We start from the raw sequence: 14,430 nt of genomic DNA, 5'->3' as shown, positions 1-14,430 counted from the left end.
TACCCGCAGATGTCGAACGAATCGAAATGCCCGTTCCATCAAACCGCAGGTGGCGGCACCACCAACCGTGACTGGTGGCCTGACCAGCTCAACCTGAGAATTCTTCACCAGCATTCCTCCAAGTCCAGCCCCGACCCGGACTTCGACTATGCCAAGGCGTTCAAGAGCCTCGACTTCCAGGCCCTGAAGAAAGACCTGACTGCCCTGATGACCGACTCGCAGGATTGGTGGCCGGCCGACTTTGGCCACTACGGCCCGCTGTTCATCCGCATGGCCTGGCACAGCGCGGGCACCTACCGCATTGGTGATGGCCGCGGTGGTGCGGGCTCTGGCCAGCAACGCTTCGCCCCGCTCAACAGCTGGCCGGACAACGTCAGCCTGGACAAGGCCCGGCGCCTGCTGTGGCCGATCAAGCAGAAGTACGGCAACAAGATTTCCTGGGCCGACCTGATCGTACTCACCGGTAATGTTGCCCTTGAGTCCATGGGCTTCAAGACCTTCGGCTTCTCCGGCGGGCGTGCCGACGTGTGGGAGCCGGACGAAGACGTGTACTGGGGGTCGGAAAAGGTCTGGCTGGGCGGCGATACCCGTTACGGCAAGGATCAGGTCAAGGCGCAGCCGCCGGGGCAGGGTGACCTGGTGGCCGAGCCGGCCAAGCATGGTGAAGAGCAGAATCGCGACCTGTCGGCCGAGCGTAACCTGGAAAACCCGCTGGCCGCCGTGCAGATGGGCCTGATCTACGTGAACCCGGAAGGCCCGGAAGGTAATCCCGACCCCGTGGCCTCGGGCAAGGACATCCGTGAAACCTTTGGCCGCATGGCCATGAACGATGAAGAAACCGTGGCCTTGATCGCCGGTGGTCACGCGTTCGGCAAGACCCATGGTGCCGGCCCCGCCGACAACGTCGGCCCCGAGCCGGAAGCGGCAGGCCTGGAGATGCAGGGCCTGGGCTGGCACAACACGTTTGGCTCCGGCAAAGGCGGGGATACCATCACCAGCGGCCTGGAAGTGACCTGGACCTCCACCCCGACCCAGTGGGGCAACGAGTACCTGAATAACCTGTTCGACTTTGAGTGGGAGCTGACCAAAAGCCCGGCCGGCGCGCACCAGTGGCGGCCGAAAGACGGCAAAGGCGCAGGCACGGTGCCCGATGCACATGATCCCGGTAAAAGGCATGCACCGTCGATGTTGACCTCCGACCTGGCATTGCGTTTCGACCCCATTTACGAGCCAATCGCTCGCCACTTCAAAGAAAACCCTGACCAGCTGGCGGATGCTTTTGCCCGTGCATGGTACAAGCTGATCCACCGCGACATGGGCCCGCTGGCGCGCTATCTGGGCCCGGAAATGCCCAATGAAGAGTTGCTGTGGCAAGACCCGTTGCCCAAAGCTGACCCATCCACGATCAGCGAGCAAGACATCGAGACCCTTAAGTCCAGGATCCTGGCCTCGGGTTTGAGCGTGGGCGAACTGGTCTCCACCGCCTGGGCATCCGCGTCGACCTTCCGCGGCTCCGACAAGCGCGGTGGTGCCAACGGCGCACGTTTGCGCTTGGCGCCACAGAAGGACTGGGCTGCAAACCAGGGCGTGGACAAGGTGCTGGCGGCATTGGAGAAGATCCAGGGCGAGTTCAACAGCAGCGGCAAGAAGGTTTCCCTGGCTGACCTGATCGTGCTGGCCGGTACCGCGGCAGTCGAAAAAGCTGCCAAGGATGCGGGCTACAGCGGCAGCGTAGGGTTCCGCCCGGGCCGAGTCGATGCGTCGCAGGAGCAGACCGACGTCGAGTCGTTCGCCGTGCTGGAACCGCTGGCCGATGGCTTCCGCAACTTCACCAAGGCACGCTACAGCGTCAAGGCCGAGAAACTGTTGCTGGACAAGGCGCAGTTGCTGACCCTGACCGCGCCGGAGCTGACCGTGCTGATCGGTGGCCTGCGGGTGCTCGGTGCCAACCATGGTGGCAGCAAACTCGGCGTGTTCACCGACAAGCCGGGGACGCTGAGCAACGACTTCTTCCGCAACTTGCTGGATATGAGCGTGGAGTGGAAACCGACCTCGGCGGACAACGAAACCTTTGAAGGCCGCGACCGCAAGACCGGGCAGGTGAAGTGGAGCGGTAGCCGGGTAGATCTGGTGTTCGGTTCGCATGCCCAGTTGCGGGCGTTGAGCGAGGTGTATGCCAGCAGTGATGGCGGTGACAAGTTTGTCCGAGACTTTGTGGCCGCCTGGCAGAAGGTCATGGAGCTTGACCGCTTTGATTTGAAATAGCGTTGCCTGGCGGGGGGCGCGCTCAGCGCCCCCTTGGCCAGTGGTCATCCCGCCAATTCCAGGTCGGATAGATACAAAAGTGTCCTCGTCGGTTCTGTTGCAATGCTTCTCAGGCGGCCGGCCTGAACAGCGTGCTCACAACGACAAGGAACCCCGACCATGCAAATGCCCAAGACCCTGAAAATCCGCAATGGCGACAAGGTACAACCAACCTTCTCCGCTCAGGAATACGCTGCTCGCCACGCCCGGCTGCGGGCCTATATGGCCGAGCAGGACATCGAGGCGGCAATTTTCACCTCGTACCACAACGTCAACTACTACAGCGATTTCCTCTACTGCTCGTTCGGCCGCCCCTATGCGCTGGTGATCACCCAGGACAAGGTGGTCTCGATCAGTGCCAACATCGACGGTGGGCAACCTTGGCGGCGCACGGTCGGCACTGACAACATCGTCTACACCGACTGGCAGCGCGACAACTATTTCGTCGCCATCCAGCAGGCATTGCCGCTGGCTTCGCGCATCGGCGTGGAGTACGACCACCTGAACCTGCAGAACCACGGCAAACTCGCCGCCTGCTACCCCAAGGCCGAGCTGGTGGACATCGCTGCGCCGTGCATGCGCATGCGCATGATCAAGTCGGCCGAGGAGCAGGCGCTTATCCGTCACGGTGCACAGGTGGCCGACATCGGCGGGGCGGCAGTGGTCGAGGCCCTGCGTGAGCAGGTGCCCGAGTACGAGGTGGCACTGCATGCCACCCAGGCGATGGTGCGCGAAATTGCCAAACGCTTCCCGGACGCCGAGCTGATGGACACCTGGACCTGGTTCCAGTCCGGGCTAAACACCGATGGCGCACACAACCCGGTCACCAGCCGCCGTGTGGGCAAGGGCGAAATCCTCAGCCTCAACTGTTTCCCCATGATCGCCGGCTACTACACCGCGCTGGAGCGCACCCTGTTCCTTGACCACTGCCCGGACGAGTACCTGCGCCTGTGGCAGGCCAACGTCGAAGTGCACGAAGCCGGGCTGCAGCTGGTGCGCCCGGGCATGCGCTGCAGCGATATCGCCCGCGAACTGAACGAGATCTTCCTGCGCCACGACCTGCTGCAGTACCGCACCTTCGGGTATGGCCATTCGTTCGGCACGCTCAGCCATTACTACGGCCGCGAGGCGGGGCTGGAGCTGCGCGAGGACATCGATACCGTGCTGGAACCGGGCATGGTGGTGTCGATCGAGCCGATGATCATGCTGCCTGAAGGGCGACCGGGGGCGGGCGGTTATCGCGAGCACGACATCCTGATCGTCAACGACAGCGGCGCCGAGAACATCACCAAGTTCCCGTATGGGCCGGAGCACAACATCATTCGCAAATAAGCATCGGCGTCGGCTGCTTCGCGGGCAAGCCCGCTCCTGCGGGGATTTCACCGTTTTCGCAGGCGCGGGTTCACCCGCGAATAGGCCGGCCCAGACAACAACAAGATCCCCGTATGACCACCAGACCCTGCCTCCAATTAAAAGAACCAGAGGGTACCCGTCATGTCCAGCACCACCCTAGACCCATCCGCCATCGCCGGCCCCGCACACAACGCCGAACGCCAGGCGCTGCGCAAGGCCGCCCGGGCCAGCTTCATGGGCAACTTCGTCGAGTGGTTCGACTACGCCGCCTACGGCTATCTGGCCACCATCATCGCCGCCACCTTCTTCCCGCAAACTGACAAGACCACCGGTTTGCTGGCCACCTTCGCGGTATTCGCCCTGTCGTTCCTGGTGCGCCCGCTGGGTGGCATCGTCTGGGGCCATTTCGGCGATCGACACGGTCGGCGAAACGCGCTCTCGTGGTCGATCCTGATCATGTCGGTATCCACCTTCTGCATCGGCTTGTTACCGGGCTATGCGCAGATCGGGCTGTGGGCACCGGCCTTGCTGTTGCTGATCCGCCTGGTACAGGGGTTTTCCGCCTCGGGTGAGTACGCCGGAGCCGCTGCGTTCCTGGCCGAGTACGCGCCGCCTGGGCGGCGTGGCTTGTACACCAGCATCGTGCCGGCCAGCACGGCGGCGGGGTTGTTGTTCGGTGCGGCGTTCGTTGCGGTGCTGCATGAGCTGCTCAGCAGTGAAGCCCTGCATGAATGGGGCTGGCGCCTGCCGTTCCTGCTGGCGGCGCCGTTCGGCCTGGTAGGGCGCTATATCCGCATGAGCTTGCAGGACACGCCCAAGTTCCTGGAGATGGAGCAGCGCCTGGAAACCAAGGCCGGCATGGCCACGACGCCGCTGCGCGAGCTGCTGGGCCAGCACCGGCGCAGTCTGGCGATCGGCATGGGTGTCACCTGCCTGAATGCGGTTGCGTTCTACCTGTTGCTCAGTTACATGCCGACCTACCTGTCCAGTGAAATGGGCATGAGCGAGCGGGATTCGTTCATCGCTTCGACGGTGTCGCTGGCCACCTATATCGGCTTGATCTTCCTCATGGGGCGGCTGTCCGACCAGTTTGGTCGCAAGACCATGCTGGTGGTGGCCTCGCTGTTGTTCCTGGGGTTGACCGTGCCGTTGTTTCGCCTGCTGGACGGCCAGCCGCTGCTGGTGATTCTGGCCATCCAGATCCTTTTTGGCGCGATGCTGGCGATGAACGACGGGACCTTGCCGTGCCTGCTGGCCGAAATCTTTCCGACCCGGGTGCGCTTCAGCGGGTTTGCCTTGAGCTTCAATGTGGCCAATTCGCTGTTTGGCGGGACTGCGCCGTTCATTGCCACCTGGCTGATTCAGGCGACGGGCAGCAAGCTGGCCCCGGCAGGATACTTGCTGGCGGCAGCACTGGTGGCGCTGGTGGCCATGCTGATGTGTCGGGAGACGGCGCACGCGGCCCTTGAAGATTAGTTGACCTGCACTGGCCTCTTCGCGGGCAAGCCCGCTCCTACAACGGCCTGTGGCGGACCACCGGTGTGCGTGTAGGAGGGGGCTTGCCCGCGAAGAGGCCAGCCAAGCCAATACATGACCCCATTCAATGGAGAGAGGCCTGGCGCCGCTCCCCTAAAGGCGACAGCCCGAAGAACCGGCTATAACTCTTGGAAAAATGCGCAGGCGAACTGAAGCCGCAGGCCAGCGCTACCTCACGCACTTGCACGTCGCTGCGCAGCAGTAACTCCCGCGCCCGCGACAGCCGCAGCTCCAGGTAATACTGGCTGGGCGTGCGCTGCAGGTACTTGTGGAACAGCCGCTCCAATTGGCGCACGGTCACGTCGTTGAGGCTGGCCAGTTCCTCCAGCCCCAGCGGCTCCTCCAGATTGGCCTCCATGATCGCCACCACCTGGCTCAGTTTGGGCTGGGCGCTGCCGAGCAGGGTGCGCAGCGGTACACGCTGGCGCTCACGCTCACCGCGTACGCGGTCGCACAGCAACAGCTCGGCGGCCTTGGCCGCGATGTCCTGGCCGCCCGTGTCCCGGGCCACCAGTTGCAGCATCATGTCCATGGCCGCCACGCCGCCTGAGCAGGTGTAACGGTCGCGGTCCAGTTCGAACAGCTGGCTGGAGATCACGATACCGGGGAAGTGCGCCTGCAACGTCGGCAGGTCTTCCCAGTGGATGGTGCAGCGGTAACCCTTGAGCAATTCGGCCTTGGCCAGCAGGTAGCTACCGGTGCAGATACCGCCTAGCGGCAAGCGCTGGCGGGCCAGTTGGCGCAACCAGTCGATCAATGGGCGGTTGCTACGGCTTCGGTCGATCGGGTTGGCGCCGACCACCAGCAAGGCATCCAGCGCGGGGGCGTTGGCGATGTTGTAGTCGGGCAGCACGCGCATGCCGTTGCTGGCCACCACCGGCGCGTCGTCTGCGGCGATCAGCACACTGCGATACAGCGGCTTGCGCGCGGCCAGGTTGGCCATGCGCAGGGTCTCCACCGCCGACGCAAGGCCGATGGTGGTGAAATTGGGCAAAATCAGGAAGCCAAAGGTCTTTGCCGAACAATTCTTTACACTAGACGGCGATAGGTTTGCAGAAGCGGGGTGGACCATTGCGCTGTTCCTGTGCAAGCTGAGGCCTGGTTGGGCAGGGGCAGTGAGAAAGCAGAGCCTCGCGTGGTTCTTGTTGTTATGGGTCGTTGCCGGGTCGATCATACACCCCGGATGCAGCGGCCAGGAATGGCCCCGCCGGCTGGCTGGGCCGGTAGTGATTGCACAGAGAAGGTGAGCGTCAGTGAACCCCGAAACCATGCTGGCGGGCTTGCCAGGCTATGCCATGGCCCCCGAAGCGATCCAGGTGCTGCCCGATGCCAGGGCTTACCGCGCCTGCCTGTTCGAGCGCATCCGTACGGCGACTCGGCGCATCGTTATCGTTGCGCTGTACTTGCAGGAGGACGAGGCCGGCCAGGAAGTGCTGGATGCCTTGTACCAGGCCAAGGCCGCGCGGCCAGACCTGGAGATCACCATCGTGGTCGACTGGTTCCGCGCCAGGCGCGGGCTGCTGGGGGCCGGGCGTCAGCCGGGCAATGCCGCCTGGTATCAGGCCCAGCGCCAGTTGCGCGGGCTGGACATCGCGATCCATGGCGTGCCAGTGCAGACCCGCGAACTGTTCGGGGTGTTGCACCTTAAAGGCAGCATCATCGACGATTGCGTGATCTACACCGGCGCCAGTCTGAACAACGTCTACCTGCATCGTTTCGACCGCTATCGCCTGGATCGCTACCACCTGTTCCAGTCATCGGCACTGGCTGATGCCATGGTCGGCCTGGTGCAGCGTTTGCTGCACCACACCGCCACACCGCGCCTCGACCTGCCGGCGCCACCTTCCACCCGCAGCCTGCGCGGCGACATTCGGCGTTTGCGCGCAAGGCTGCGACGCATGGCCTACGAGGTACCTGCCAGTATGACGGGGCAGGGCTTGCAGGTGATCCCGCTGCTGGGTGTGGGCCGTGGCAATCCACTGAATCGGGCACTGTGCGCCTTGCTGGCAGTGGCGCGCACGCAGATCATCCTCAGTACGCCGTATTTCAACCCGCCACAGGTCGTGATGCGCGAACTTGACCATGCCCTGGCACGGGGGGTTGGGGTGGAACTGATTGTTGGTGACCGCACCGCCAACGACTTCTACATCGCCCCTGGCGAACCGTTCAGTGCCAGTGGTGCATTGCCCTATCTGTACGAGGACAACCTGCGCGCCTTCGCCCGCCGCCGCCACGCCGCGATTGCCAGCGGCCAGCTGCAAATACGCATCTGGAACGATCCGGGGCATACCTTCCATGCCAAGGGCGTGTGGATCGACCAGCGTTATTCGCTGCTGACCGGCAACAACCTGAACCCGCGCGGGTTCAACCTGGACCTTGAGAACGGCCTGCTGATCGACGACCCGCAGGGGCAATGGCTGGCGCCACGGGAAGCGGAGTTGAGCGAACTACGGCGCTTTGCGCCGAGAATCGGTTCGGCAGAGGCGCTGGGGGAGAAGGCCGAACATCCCAAGCAAGTGCGCAAGTTTCTGCGTCGGTTGCGCTATAGCCGGTTGGAACCGTTGATCAAGCGGGTGCTCTGACATCGCCTGTACTGGCCCTGTCGCCGGCAAGCCAGCGACAGGGCCAGAGTGGTGCGCACGGCGCATTGATGTCATTATGATATTGCTGCCCACGGCCCTTTGTCAGGGGCTGGATTACAATGTGCAGGCAACCGTGCAAGGCCCCTCTGAACGTGATCACGATCGCATACAGTCGGGCCTTTTCCCGTTAACCAGACAGGCCAATGTGTATATGGCGTTAGATCCACCCACGATGCTGACTATTACAGTCGCTTTGGCCGCTGCGGCCGCCTTGTACCTGGCGATTGAATGGCGCAGTGTGCGCGAACCCTCGTTGCTGTACTGGAGTGCGGGTTTCGCCACGATTACGGTTGGTAGCACCCTGGCATTGTTGCGCGGGGTCGGCTTTCTGTTCATCGGAATCTGGTTCGCCAATGGCTTGCTGGTGGTGGCCCACGTGTTTTTCCTGATCGGCGTGCTGCGCTTCACCCAGGAACGTTTGTCACGTGCGTGGTTGATGATTGTGCTGGTCTGGTTCGCCTTGCTGCTGCTGCCCGTGGGCCCGCAGTGGTCGAAGGTGATGCTGATGGTCAACTCGTTGTTGGTGGCCTCGCTGACGCTCAAGGCCAGTTTCCTGCTGCGGCCACATGGCAAATCGCTGAGTGTCGGGGCCGTGCAGCTGCGCTATGTGTTGCTGATCCATGGGTTGTTCTATGTGGCCAAGGCGGCCATCGCGATCACGCCAGGCACGCTGATTGACCTGGCGACCTTTGGCGGGCTGATCATTCAGGTTTCGCTGGTGGAAGGCGCGATGGCGATCATGCTGATTGCCTTGTCGATGACCGGCACCGTACGTTACCGGCGTGAAGAGCGGATTGCCCGGCTGGCAGCCCGTGACCCGCTGACTGCGCTGTACAACCGGCGTGCACTGGAGGTACGGGCGGGGCATTTCTTCAAGGACGTGAGCCCGGCGCAACCTGGGGCATTGCTGTTGATCGACATTGACAACTTCAAACTGGTCAACGACCTGCACGGGCATATCGCCGGCGACCGTTTGCTGATTGCCTTGAGCGAGATGATTCGTACGGCGTTGCCCGAGCGCTCGCTGGCGGCGCGGTTGGGCGGGGATGAATTCGTCATCCTGCTCAGTGGCGCGAGCAGTGAACGGGTCATGGAACTGGGTAGTGGGCTGCGTGAGCAGTTCCAGCAGTATGCCGACAAGACCGTGCCTACGCCCCAGGCGGTTACCTTGAGCATTGGTGTCAACGTGTTCGATCAGCCGCCGGCGAGCCTGGCGGCGTTGATCGAGCAGGGGGATGTGGCGTTGTACCAGTCCAAACGTGGGGGGCGCGACAGCATCCGGTTTTTCGAGCGGGCGGTGGTTGAACTCCGGCAGTGAGCGAGTCACCCAGGTGGGTGAGCTTTCATGTAACCCATGTGGGTGGTCCGTACAGACGCTCCCCGTCACCCAGCACCCGCGTTTGACGGGCATCCATGCCCGTCATCAGCAAAACAGCGTAGTCAGGTTGCCACCTGATAGCACGGTACATACTCCGCGCCGCCTGGCAGCTTCATCCGGTGCTGGTCGACGAATGCCTGCAGCAGCCGGCCCAGCGGGTCCAGTACGGCGCTGTCACCGTGGATCTGATACGGCCCGTGTTCCTCGATCAGGCGGATGCCTTTGTCCTTGACGTTGCCTGCGACAATCCCGGAAAACGCCCGGCGCAGGTTGGCCGCCAGTTCATGGGGCGGCAGCTCACGACGCAAGTCCAGGTCGGCCATGGCCTGGTGGGTCGGGTCGAACGGTCGCTGGAAGCTCTCCTCGATCTTCAGCAGCCAGTTGAAGTGGAAGGCATCGTTGCGCTCGCGGCGGAACTGCTTGACCGCTTTGAGGCCTTCGACCATGTGCCGGGCGACTTCCGCCGGGTCATCAATGATGATTTCGTACAGGCGATGGGCCGCTTCACCCAGCGTGGCGCCGACGAAAGCGTGCAACTGTTGCAGATAAGGCTCGGCGCTGCGCGGGCCGGTGAGCACCACCGGGAACGGCAGGTCGTGGTTGTCCGGGTGCATGAGGATGCCCAGCAGGTACAGGAACTCCTCCGCCGTGCCGGCACCGCCCGGGAAGATGATGATGCCGTGGCCGACGCGTACGAAGGCCTCCAGGCGCTTCTCGATGTCTGGCAGGATCACCAGTTCGTTGACGATCGGGTTGGGCGCCTCGGCGGCGATGATGCCGGGCTCGGTCAGGCCCAGGTAGCGGCTGCCATGCATGCGTTGCTTGGCGTGGGCGATGGTGGCGCCCTTCATCGGGCCTTTCATCACGCCCGGGCCGCAGCCGGTGCAGACATCCAGCTTGCGCAGGCCCAGTTCGTGGCCGACCTTCTTGGTGTACTGGTATTCCTCGGTGCTGATCGAGTGGCCGCCCCAACACACCACCATCTTCGGCTCCACGCCCGGGCGCAAGGTACGCGCGTTGCGCAGCAGGTGGAAAACGTAGTCGGTGATGCCCTGGGAGCTTTCCAGGTCGATGCGCTGGCTGGCCAGCTCGCTTTCGGTGTAGACGATGTCGCGCAAGGCGCTGAACAGCATTTCACGGGTGCTGGCGATCATTTCACCATCGACGAAGGCGTCGGCCGGGGCGTTCAGCAGCTCCAGGCGCACGCCGCGGTCCTGTTGGTGGATACGCACCTCGAAGTCTTTGTAGGCCTCAAGGATAGTCTTGGCATTGTCGACATGGGCGCCAGTGTTGAGGATTGCCAGGGCGCACTGGCGGAACAGTGTGTAGAGGCTACCGGTACCGACTTCACTCAGTTGCTGCACTTCACGTTGTGACAGCGTCTCCAGGCTGCCTTTGGGGCTGACGGATGCATTGATGACATGGCGTTGAGGCATCTAAGTCTTTCCTGTGCGGGTAAAACATCCTTCTTTGACACCACCATACCGAGAAATGTGGACGGCAACGAGGGGGGCTGTAAAAAACCTTGAGACCGGGCGGCCTGCTTCGCGAGTAAACCCGCTCCCATACAGGTACAGCGCAAGCCTTGATGGCGGTGCGGACCTGTTGTAGGAGCGGGTTTACCCGCGAAGCAGCCGACTCGGTCTCGAATCAGCCCAACAGCTTCTGCACCCCCAGGGTAATCGCCAGCCCCCCGCCAACCAGCCACAGGTTGAGGATCGCGCCGGTCGCCAGCGCCCGTGGCCCGGCCTGGCGAATCTGGCTGAAGCGGGTCTCCATGCCCAACGCCGTCATGGCCATGGTCAAGGCAAAGGTGTCCAGGCTGTTCACGGCCTGGGTCACGCTGCCAGGCAGCACTTGCAGCGAATTCACCAGTACCAGTGCCAGGAAGCCAAAAGCGAACCAGGGCATGGCAATGCGCCCGTTGCCCTGCGCCTGGCCAGCCTTGCGCGAACGGCTGATCCACAGGCCGACCACCAGCAGTACCGGCACCAGCAGCATGACCCGGGTCATCTTGACGATGGTGGCGACATGCGTGGCTTCGGGGCTGACATTGCTGGCCGCGCCTACCACCTGCGCCACTTCGTGGACAGTGCCGCCCAGCCACAGCCCGGCGCCCATGGTATCCAGATGCAGCCAGCCGGCATTGATCGCCAGTGGGTAAAGGAACATCGACAAGGTACCGAACAGCACCACGCTTCCGACTGCCATGGCGCTTTTATGGGGGGCGCTGCGCAGCGCCGATTCAAATGCCAGCACGGCGGCAGCGCCGCAGATAGCGCTGCCGGCGGCGGTGAGCAAGGCGGTATCGCGGTCGAGCTTGAACACTTTCATGCCACACCACAGGCCGATCAGCAGGGTACTGGTGACGACCAGCACCGACACGATAAGCCCCGACCAGCCGACCTCGGCAATTTCCTGCAGGCTTACGCGCAGGCCAAAAAATGCCACAGCAATGCGTAACAGGCCGCGAGCGGAAAAATTGATGCCTGCCGCCCAGCTTGCCGGTACGCCGTCACGCAGCGCGTTGCCATACAAGGTACCTGCGACGATACCCACGATCAGCGGGCTGATGCCCAGGTTGGCAATATCGGGCAGGGCCGCCAGTTGAGTGACTGCGACCGCGAACAGCGCGACGAAAAGTATGCCATTGAGCCGCCCTCGGGTGGAGAGGGTAGGGGCAAAGGCAGGGTTGGACGGAACCGTGGCCATGTGAGTCCTCCGGAAAAGGTGTTTCGACAAGGCCTACGTTAATCTGGTTATAAGCTTATAAAAAATCGTAATTTAGGATGGCAAATATCCGTTTAGCTGATATTTTTGAATCATGACCCCAGAACAGCTGATAACATTTGCCACGGTTGCCGAGCACGGCAACATCAGCCATGCCGCTCAAGCCCTGCACCTGTCGCAGCCGGCGGTGTCCGGCCAGCTCAAGCTCTTGCAAGAGGCGTTTGGCGAACCCCTTTACCAACGTGCCGGCCGCGGCGTGCGGCTGACAGCGGCCGGTGAGCAGTTGCTGGCGCATGCCGAGCGCCTGCGCGAAACCTTCCGCCAGGCCCAAGCATTGCGCGAGGCCATGCGCGGGCTGGAGCGCGGCACCTTGCGCATCGGCGCCAGTACCACGCCCGCCAGTTACCTGCTGCCTTACCTGATCGCCGATTTTCACGGGCGTCATCCGGATGTGCTGGTCAGCACCTCGCATGGCAACACGGCGGAGATCGTCGCCGCCCTGGACAGTGTTGATATTGCCCTGATCGAGGGGCCGCCCGGGCAGGAGTTGCCGTTGGGTACGCAAGTGACGCCGTGGCGCGAGGACGAGATCGTGGCGATTGTGCCCCGCGGGCATCCCCTGGCAAGCAGTGACCAGCAGACACTGGCGGCGCTCGGCACCTACCCCTTGGTACTGCGTGAAAGCGGCTCGGGTGTGCGGCAGATCGTCGAGCGGGCGTTTGCCCGCGATGGCGTGGCAATGCGGGTGGCGCTGGAGATCGCTGGCGTTGAAGGGGTAAAAGAGGCGGTCCGGGCCGGGATGGGGGTTGGCTTTGTGTCGGCGATGTCCATTCGTCATGAAGATGGGGCGCTGCAGCGGTTGCCGTTAGGGCCGAGATTGGTGCGGCGATTTTCTATACTGATGCCGCATGCGGCCACGCCGTCTCGGGCGGCGGCTCGGTTTCTTGAGTTGTGTGTGGATACGCAGGAGGTAGGTTGACTGTACTGGCCTCTTCGCGGATCAGCTCTAATAGGGCGGAGCGGGCCCCGTAGGAGCGGGTTTACCCGCGAATAGGCCAGCACAGGCGCCCTCACACCAGCCTGAAAACATGCTTCAAATAAGCCACAAAATTCTCATCCCGGCACTGTGTCTTGCCTGGGCTGTCGGAAATTTTCGCTACAGGCGCCCCATTGCAGTCGGTCATCTTGATCACGATGTTCATCGGCTCCACCCCCGGGATATCGCAAGTCAGCCGGGTACCGATACCAAAGCTCACATTGACTCGCTCATGCAGCGCCCGATACAGCCCCAGCGCCTTGGCAAAGTCCAGCCCATCGGAAAAAATCAGTGTCTTGCTTTTCGGGTCGATCCCAAGCCGCTGGTAGTGGGCAATAGCCTTTTCCGCCCAGGCCAGCGGGTCGCCCGAGTCGTGCATAGTGATCCCAAGGACATCCCACAACTCCACCGCCACGATCTAACTCGTTGTTCTACAGGAACTATTTTTAGGAGTATTTCTGGGACTGAAATTTTGTCCAATCCTAAATCTGCGTTCGACTCTTTGACGAGGAAGCAGCACTCTGGACTGAATGATTGCCTCTTTCCTGGAATATTGATCTGCACATTTTCCCGCCCGCCCAGTGAGATCACTGGCCTGTCAGCTACCGCATCGGGGTTGTAGGCTGATCGCAGCAGCTCAGCTCTCATCACCCGAACCCACTCACTCATGCTAGGGGAGGGAGCCAAAGAGCCAAGGAGGCGAGGTGGCGAACGCCACCCCGCGCCGATAGAGATTCACTTGGAAAAGCGTTTTTTGGATGTGGAGGAAGCTTGAGTAGAGAAGGCGCGCTGATTGATGCAGCCACTTCACCTGCTATACAACAAAACTGCCGACAGACGCATGGCGCGCACACGGTGCTTCCCTTCAATTCCTGCCCTCTGAATCCACCCTTCAAACATGCGAGTAAGTGTCTTAATACCTGAGCCCAGATCATCAAGTGTTTTGATGAACAGATAGTCTCCTCGTTTGAGGCCCGCATCTTTAAAGTACTGATAGAACAGGTCGATCTGGGCTGGAGACAAATGGACATTAAGGAGCCTAGAATGCTTATCCTTCATCATGTAAATGCTCATAGGGAAGCCTACCTGCGCGGTGACAACCTCTTGGGCTCGGAGGCCTTTAGCTAGCAGCTCATACATGCATCTCTCTTTTAGATTCGCCGATGTTTTGACCACGATTTCCAGTTGTGAAAGCTGTTGCTCGGTCAATATCTGTTTTTTCCAATCAAGGCGATTCTTGAAAGTTTCGTGAGGCTTCGTCAACTTTTCAATGGGCTGCCCAGGCTCAACAGTTGACTGCGCTGTCGCATGCTGCACCTGTGTATGTACATCTTGCAGCTTAAGATTTTGGTAAGCCTGGAGGCGATGCAGCGAGAGTGAGGCCAGTAGCGCATCCACGTCAGCTATTGAGGCACCTTCAATTTTGAAATGCGCAATGATGAACGCTCGGA

Annotated in this window: 10 protein-coding genes and 1 pseudogene; 6 read left to right on the top strand and 5 right to left on the bottom strand. The window is 61.9% G+C overall.

Annotated elements, in window-relative coordinates; genetic code table 11:
- Positions 1 to 9: 9 nt before the first annotated feature.
- The 3 genes from katG to ACF8FB_RS25290 all read left to right on the top strand — a co-directional run bounded on the left by katG (position 10) and on the right by ACF8FB_RS25290 (position 5,133).
- The gene (gene katG / locus ACF8FB_RS25300) at positions 10 to 2,265 is read left to right on the top strand and encodes a catalase/peroxidase HPI (protein WP_392509485.1); all 2,256 of its coding nucleotides are present in this window, start codon (positions 10 to 12) and stop codon (positions 2,263 to 2,265) included.
- Positions 2,266 to 2,424: 159 nt separating this feature from the next.
- The gene (locus ACF8FB_RS25295) at positions 2,425 to 3,636 is read left to right on the top strand and encodes a M24 family metallopeptidase (RefSeq protein ID WP_010954506.1); all 1,212 of its coding nucleotides are present in this window, start codon (positions 2,425 to 2,427) and stop codon (positions 3,634 to 3,636) included.
- A 162-nt stretch (positions 3,637 to 3,798) separates the two neighbouring features.
- Positions 3,799 to 5,133: an MFS transporter gene (locus tag ACF8FB_RS25290; RefSeq protein WP_392512333.1), complete on the top strand. Its 1,335-nt coding sequence runs from the start codon at positions 3,799 to 3,801 to the stop codon at positions 5,131 to 5,133.
- Positions 5,134 to 5,257: 124 nt separating this feature from the next.
- Here ACF8FB_RS25290 and ACF8FB_RS25285 read toward each other — a convergent pair whose 3' ends face one another.
- Positions 5,258 to 6,265 (bottom strand): GlxA family transcriptional regulator, encoded by a 1,008-nt coding sequence (locus tag ACF8FB_RS25285; protein ID WP_014860028.1) that lies wholly within the window; start codon positions 6,263 to 6,265, stop codon positions 5,258 to 5,260.
- Between the two features lie 181 nt (positions 6,266 to 6,446).
- Here ACF8FB_RS25285 and pssA point away from each other — a divergent pair, with 181 nt between their 5' ends.
- A complete protein-coding gene (gene pssA, locus ACF8FB_RS25280; RefSeq protein WP_392512331.1) occupies positions 6,447 to 7,775 on the top strand; it encodes a CDP-diacylglycerol--serine O-phosphatidyltransferase in 1,329 nt (442 codons plus the stop codon).
- Between the two features lie 232 nt (positions 7,776 to 8,007).
- Positions 8,008 to 9,153 carry a GGDEF domain-containing protein gene (locus ACF8FB_RS25275; protein ID WP_392512329.1) on the top strand — a complete coding sequence of 382 codons (1,146 nt, stop codon included), beginning with the start codon at positions 8,008 to 8,010 and terminating at the stop codon, positions 9,151 to 9,153.
- 122 nt (positions 9,154 to 9,275) lie between these two features.
- On the opposite strand, the gene ppnN is transcribed toward ACF8FB_RS25275, so the two are convergent.
- Complete coding sequence (gene ppnN, locus ACF8FB_RS25270; protein WP_014590577.1) at positions 9,276 to 10,649, bottom strand: nucleotide 5'-monophosphate nucleosidase PpnN; 1,374 nt, start codon at positions 10,647 to 10,649, stop codon at positions 9,276 to 9,278.
- A gap of 214 nt (positions 10,650 to 10,863) precedes the next feature.
- Positions 10,864 to 11,925 carry a YeiH family protein gene (locus ACF8FB_RS25265; protein WP_392512327.1) on the bottom strand — a complete coding sequence of 354 codons (1,062 nt, stop codon included), beginning with the start codon at positions 11,923 to 11,925 and terminating at the stop codon, positions 10,864 to 10,866.
- Between the two features lie 112 nt (positions 11,926 to 12,037).
- Between ACF8FB_RS25265 and ACF8FB_RS25260 the strand changes: the two genes are divergently transcribed.
- Complete coding sequence (locus ACF8FB_RS25260; RefSeq protein WP_392512325.1) at positions 12,038 to 12,922, top strand: LysR family transcriptional regulator; 885 nt, start codon at positions 12,038 to 12,040, stop codon at positions 12,920 to 12,922.
- 91 nt (positions 12,923 to 13,013) lie between these two features.
- Here the strand turns inward: ACF8FB_RS25260 and ACF8FB_RS25255 are convergent.
- Both ACF8FB_RS25255 and ACF8FB_RS25250 read right to left on the bottom strand, forming a co-directional pair.
- Positions 13,014 to 13,355 (bottom strand): annotated as a pseudogene (locus tag ACF8FB_RS25255) (nicotinate phosphoribosyltransferase); the annotation flags it as partial.
- A gap of 431 nt (positions 13,356 to 13,786) precedes the next feature.
- A partial coding sequence (locus ACF8FB_RS25250; RefSeq protein WP_392512323.1) for a hypothetical protein occupies positions 13,787 to 14,430 on the bottom strand: 644 nt, incomplete at its 5' end.

This window comes from Pseudomonas sp. yb_2, assembly GCF_043103905.1.
In the GTDB taxonomy this organism is placed as follows: domain Bacteria; phylum Pseudomonadota; class Gammaproteobacteria; order Pseudomonadales; family Pseudomonadaceae; genus Aquipseudomonas; species Aquipseudomonas alloputida.
This window is presented reverse-complemented; position numbering and strand designations above follow the sequence as displayed.

What these genes read in the sequence shown, in the direction of transcription:
- katG (WP_392509485.1), top strand. Translation starts at nt 10, where the DNA reads ATGTCGAACGAATCGAAATGCCCGTTCCATCAAACCGCAGGTGGCGGC.
- ACF8FB_RS25295 (WP_010954506.1), top strand. Translation starts at nt 2,425, where the DNA reads ATGCAAATGCCCAAGACCCTGAAAATCCGCAATGGCGACAAGGTACAA.
- ACF8FB_RS25290 (WP_392512333.1), top strand. Translation starts at nt 3,799, where the DNA reads ATGTCCAGCACCACCCTAGACCCATCCGCCATCGCCGGCCCCGCACAC.
- ACF8FB_RS25285 (WP_014860028.1), bottom strand. Translation starts at nt 6,265, where the DNA reads ATGGTCCACCCCGCTTCTGCAAACCTATCGCCGTCTAGTGTAAAGAAT.
- ACF8FB_RS25275 (WP_392512329.1), top strand. Translation starts at nt 8,008, where the DNA reads ATGCTGACTATTACAGTCGCTTTGGCCGCTGCGGCCGCCTTGTACCTG.
- ppnN (WP_014590577.1), bottom strand. Translation starts at nt 10,649, where the DNA reads ATGCCTCAACGCCATGTCATCAATGCATCCGTCAGCCCCAAAGGCAGC.
- ACF8FB_RS25265 (WP_392512327.1), bottom strand. Translation starts at nt 11,925, where the DNA reads ATGGCCACGGTTCCGTCCAACCCTGCCTTTGCCCCTACCCTCTCCACC.
- ACF8FB_RS25260 (WP_392512325.1), top strand. Translation starts at nt 12,038, where the DNA reads ATGACCCCAGAACAGCTGATAACATTTGCCACGGTTGCCGAGCACGGC.